We start from the raw sequence: 573 nt of genomic DNA on the forward strand, positions 1-573 counted from the left end.
CGGTGTCGATATCGGCCTGCTCCGCCGCTTCGGTCATAAAATGTCGTATCGCGTAGTGAACCAGCAGCAATGCCCATATTTCCTGGCGGACCGTTTCGGCGTGCTTCGACCGCAACACGACGTCCGAGCCGCCACGAATATGAGTCTCGATTTCATCGAATACCGATTCCTCTTCCCAACGTTCATGGTAGACGGCGGCGAGTTCCGCGGCCGACGCCTCGGCTGGTTTCAAGATTGTGGTGACCAGGCGGATAAATTCTTCCCGGCCGTCCCGATTCGGGATCTCGTAGTCGATGACCCGGACCTGGATGTAATCGACAGCGACGCCACTGGCGCGACGTTTCCTTTCGTGTTCACGGTTGTGGCGCTTCTGCTGCGGATCACCGACCTCGGACAGGTAGGACCCGTCGGGCAGGACCGACAGTACCGGCAGTTCGAGATCCGTCCTGACCCGCCACACCAGTGCCGCCCCGGTCTGAGCCGCGGCTTTCCACAGCTCGTAGCTGGACACGCCAGCGTCGGCCAGTACCAGCATGCCGGGCTCGAGCGCGCGCACCAGCCCCACGTCCTGCG

Annotated in this window: 1 protein-coding gene; it reads right to left on the reverse strand. The window is 62.1% G+C overall.

Going from position 1 to position 573, the window contains the following annotated elements; genetic code table 11:
* The coding region (locus F0L68_RS38605) for a transposase (RefSeq protein WP_188317063.1) at nt 1–556 on the reverse strand (556 nt) is incomplete at its 3' end.
* Nucleotides 557–573 lie beyond the last annotated feature (17 nt).

Source organism: Solihabitans fulvus (assembly GCF_008386585.1).
In the GTDB taxonomy this organism is placed as follows: domain Bacteria; phylum Actinomycetota; class Actinomycetes; order Mycobacteriales; family Pseudonocardiaceae; genus Solihabitans; species Solihabitans fulvus.